The sequence below is a fragment of the Deltaproteobacteria bacterium genome (genome assembly GCA_030654105.1).
Classification (GTDB): Bacteria; Desulfobacterota; SM23-61; order SM23-61; family SM23-61; genus JAHJQK01.
This window is the reverse complement of sequence record JAURYC010000221.1, coordinates 1-3721: the sequence shown is the minus strand read 5'-3', so window position 1 is coordinate 3721 and position 3721 is coordinate 1. Positions and strand designations below refer to the sequence as shown.

The following is a 3721-nucleotide window of genomic DNA, read 5'->3' as shown; positions in this document are numbered from 1 at the left end:
CACAGAGGTCACAGAGAACACAGAGAACAAATAAAGTTCCCATATCAAAAACTAAAAAAAAATTAAACTTTTAATTTTTCATTTTGCAATTTACTTTTTGAATTTTGGTTTATCCCATCTCGGTGATCTCTGTGTTCTCTGTGGCGAAAAAAATCAAACCATTCCTCCATCCACGCTAATGACCTGTCCGGTAATGTAAGAAGCCTCTTCGGAAGCCAGGAAGAGCACCAAGGAGGCTACTTCCTCCGGCCGGCCAAAACGTTTCAGGGCAATCATGCTTAAAAATTCTTGCTTAAATTTTTGGTCGAGCTTCTCAGTTAATTCGGTCTGGATAACCCCCGGACAAACGGCGTTGACCAGAATTCCCCAAGGTGCCGCTTCGCGGGCCAAAGATTTGGTGAGGCTGATCACACCCCCTTTGGAAGCGGCATAATTGGTCTGCCCTGCCCTGCCCGTGATGGCGCTGGGAGAGGCCAGGTTAATGATCCTCCCGCGTTTCTGGCCGATCATGGGTCGGAGGGCAGCCCGGCAGCAAAGGAAAGTTCCTTTTAGGTTGGTGTCGATGACCGTATTCCAGTCCTTATCGGACATAAGCATCATGTGTCCATCCCGGATAACTCCGGCATTGTTCACCAGCACGTCCAGCCGCTGGTACTGGTCGAGAATTCCTTTGAACATGCCGCTCACTTCGTCGCTGCGGGTGACGTCGGCTTTTTGGGTTTGGGCCTTTCCCCCGCTTTGCTGTATTTTCGATTCAATTTGCCGGGCTGCGTCTTCATCATGTCCATAGTTGATGATCACTGAGGCCCCCTTTCGGGCGAAGGCCCAAGCAATGGCTTTGCCGATTCCTTTGGAACCGCCGGTGATCAAAACTACCTGTTCTTCGAAATTCATTCTTCCTTCCATCTTTCCATCTATAGAGAGGGTCATGGCAGTTTTTTATCTAATCATACGGGATGAGCCTATAAAAAGTCAAAAAATCTCTTTCTAAATCTCCCTGCTATCACCTTCCGGCCTCAAGGGGAACGATCCTTTTTACAGGGTTAAGGTATTTCCTTTTTGGACAACTTCTTCTGCCGTAAGAGTCAGAGCTGAACGACTCACCCAGCGAACCATCTGGGAGAGCACATTCCCGGGCCCAACTTCGATGAATGTATCGATCCCCTCTTCCACCATCCGCAGGAGAACCTTGTGCCAACAATTGGGTTGAGAAAATTGAGCGCTTAATTCCTGCTTGATTTCTTCCGGCGTTTTCAGAAATTCCGCCCTCAGGTAGCTTAGAACGGGGAAGCGCGGAGGGCGGATTTGCCAATCCTTTATTTCTTGCGCGAAGGCCCGCGAGGCGCGTTCCATTAGAGGGGTATGGATGGCCCAACCAATGGGAAGACGTTTGGCCAATAAAGCTCCCCGCTGTACGCAAAGTTGAATGGCTTTTTCCACCGCCTCTTCCTCTCCGGAGATGACCACCTGGTGGGAACTGTTGATCGAGGCCACGAAAACCCGGGTCACCTCCTGGCAAACAGCCTGCACCTCCCCTTCGGATAACCCGATGATTGCCGCCATGGCCCCCTGATAGAATCTTCCTTCTTCGGACATTTTCTCGGCAGCGATCCTAACTCCCTCCAGACCCTGTTCGAAGGAGAGGGACCCGGCCGCGACCAGAGCGGAGAAGATCCCCAGGCTAAAACCCGCAGCCAATCGGGGGGTAAGATTGCTTTTGCTGATCTGCTCGGCATACGCACAGTTGGTCACATGTACAGCAACTTGGGCGTACAGGTCTTGGGAAAGAATCTCTTCCGGCCCGTTCAGGCATAGATCAAAGAGGTCTAATTCAAGGTCCCTGCTCGCTTGCTGGAATAATTCCACGGCCCCGGGATACGCCGCCAATCCACGAACCATACCTACGGATTGCGAGCCCTGGCCGGGGAAAAGAAAGGCGATTTTAGGCATGGGTTTCCTTCTTGGCAGCCCTTCGCTCCCGCCTGATTTTCATGTGCTCCCAGAGGGGACCTTTCACCCCCATCTTGCGCAATTTGGTTTGCAGGCGGGGGGAGACATGGATGCCCAGCCCTGGGAAGATCCAATTGGGATGGACTTTCGCTTTTTCTTGGGCGAAGGCAACAACGTTGTCCTTAATTGCTGGAGCAATGTAGAAGGTCGGCTGCAGGAAATCATGGGAGGCAGGAATCATCCCTTCTTCTTCCGCCAGAATAGCCAATCCTGTACCGGGAAAGATGCGCAGGCCCACCATGGCGATTACCGCCGTTGGAGAGATTTCTTCCATAAGCTTAAAAGTTTCTTGCAGAGTTTCTGAAGTCTCTCCGGGCGCCCCCAAAGAAAGGCTATGGCAAACTTCCAGCCCGGCCTCACGGGCCAAACGAGTGGCTCGCCGGATGTCTTGCGGGGTGAAGTTCTTGCCCAGTTTGGCCAACACTTGCGGAGCTCCTGAATCCGTGCCAAACTCCACCCCTGTGCATCCGGCCATCTTCATTTCCTCGGCCAGAGCAGGACTGAAGTAGGACGGATGCGCGTAGCAAGACCATTGGAGAGGAATCCTTTTTTCAACCAAGGCCCGGCATACATCGCGGGCGTGGGTCTCGGGGAAATTAAAAATATTATCGACCATAAAGGCATTCTCAACTCCCCGCCGGATAAGGTCTTCGGCATCTTGGGCTACTTTGGCGGGTGAACGGAGACGAACTTTTCTCCCTTCGATCAGCGGGTAAGTGCAATAGATGCACGAAAATGGGCATCCCCGCTTGGACTGGAGGTTACCCATTCCACCCTGGCTGAAATATTTTTTTAGGTCCAGGCCCTCCCAATCCGGAGGAGGAAGGGAATCCAATTCTCGAATCCACGCCGGCTGGGCATGACTTTTTACCCTCCGGCTGAGAAAACCATCGGTAGCCGAAGAAAAACCATTGGTGAAGGCCATTAAAACTTTGGCCAAGGCCTCTTCCCCTTCCCCGATGATGCCGCCGTCGGCGTCTAAATACTCCAGAATGGCATCAGGCATGAGCGTAAATCCCGACCCGCCGAGAATTATGGGCGACGCAGAAAACTCCCGGCAACACCTTACCACCTTTTCATAGAAGGGAAGGTAAGAGACCGTATCGGGGTAGGATACGTTGTCGACGTTCCGCAGGGAGAGTCCGATAGCTTCCGGGGAAAAATCCCGGATCGATTTTCCTATCGTCTCTTCCCAGTTTTCGACAAAGCAAAGGTCGAGGCACTGCACCTCATACCCCTGGAATTTCAGGGCAGAGGAAAGGTAGGCCAGCCCCAAAGGGGCCACAGGATCTGGAAGTTTTTCAACGTTGGCAGAGATGAGCAGAACGCGCATAAATAAAAACAGCTTTCCGCCTTCAGCTCTCAGCCAAATCTTTCCCTCTTCCAATATCTTTTACCGGCTATCTGATCACTGATGGCTAAATGCTGGATGCTTTTTTAAAACCAAAATAACACAGGAAAGGACAGGAGTCAAAATGGAATATCCTTGTCTCATCCTGTTTTTTTTTGTATCCTATTTCCATGGGCTGGCTGGATAGCATTTGGAAGGAACTGATCTCCTTAGAAATTTTTCTACCTTTTATCCCCCTTTTTGTGGCCTTCGACGCCTTAGGGGTTCTTCCCATTTTCGTCTCCCTCACTTCCGAGATGGAGCAGTCTGCGCGAAAAAAAGTGATCCATCAATCCACCCTGACAGCTGTTCTGGTGAGCA

At 51.4% G+C, this 3721-nt stretch carries 4 protein-coding genes; 1 reads left to right on the top strand and 3 read right to left on the bottom strand.

Annotated elements, in window-relative coordinates:
• Positions 1–153: 153 nt before the first annotated feature.
• From fabG to Q7V48_09185, 3 genes are all read right to left on the bottom strand, one after another.
• Entirely contained in the window at positions 154–894 is a 741-nt protein-coding gene (fabG, locus tag Q7V48_09195; GenBank protein MDO9210907.1) for a 3-oxoacyl-[acyl-carrier-protein] reductase, read from the bottom strand.
• Between the two features lie 141 nt (positions 895–1035).
• Positions 1036–1950: an ACP S-malonyltransferase gene (locus Q7V48_09190; protein ID MDO9210906.1), complete on the bottom strand. Its 915-nt coding sequence runs from the start codon at positions 1948–1950 to the stop codon at positions 1036–1038.
• Positions 1943–3343 carry a radical SAM protein gene (locus tag Q7V48_09185; protein MDO9210905.1) on the bottom strand — a complete coding sequence of 467 codons (1401 nt, stop codon included), beginning with the start codon at positions 3341–3343 and terminating at the stop codon, positions 1943–1945. The genes Q7V48_09190 and Q7V48_09185 overlap by 8 nt, the downstream gene beginning before the upstream one ends.
• Before the next feature lie 188 nt (positions 3344–3531).
• Between Q7V48_09185 and Q7V48_09180 the strand changes: the two genes are divergently transcribed.
• On the top strand, positions 3532–3721 hold a 190-nt coding region (locus tag Q7V48_09180; protein MDO9210904.1), incomplete at its 3' end, for a MarC family protein.

Coding starts and splice junctions, on each gene's coding strand:
- fabG (MDO9210907.1), bottom strand. CDS start 894: ATGAATTTCGAAGAACAGGTAGTTTTGATCACCGGCGGTTCCAAAGGA.
- Q7V48_09190 (MDO9210906.1), bottom strand. CDS start 1,950: ATGCCTAAAATCGCCTTTCTTTTCCCCGGCCAGGGCTCGCAATCCGTA.
- Q7V48_09185 (MDO9210905.1), bottom strand. CDS start 3,343: ATGCGCGTTCTGCTCATCTCTGCCAACGTTGAAAAACTTCCAGATCCT.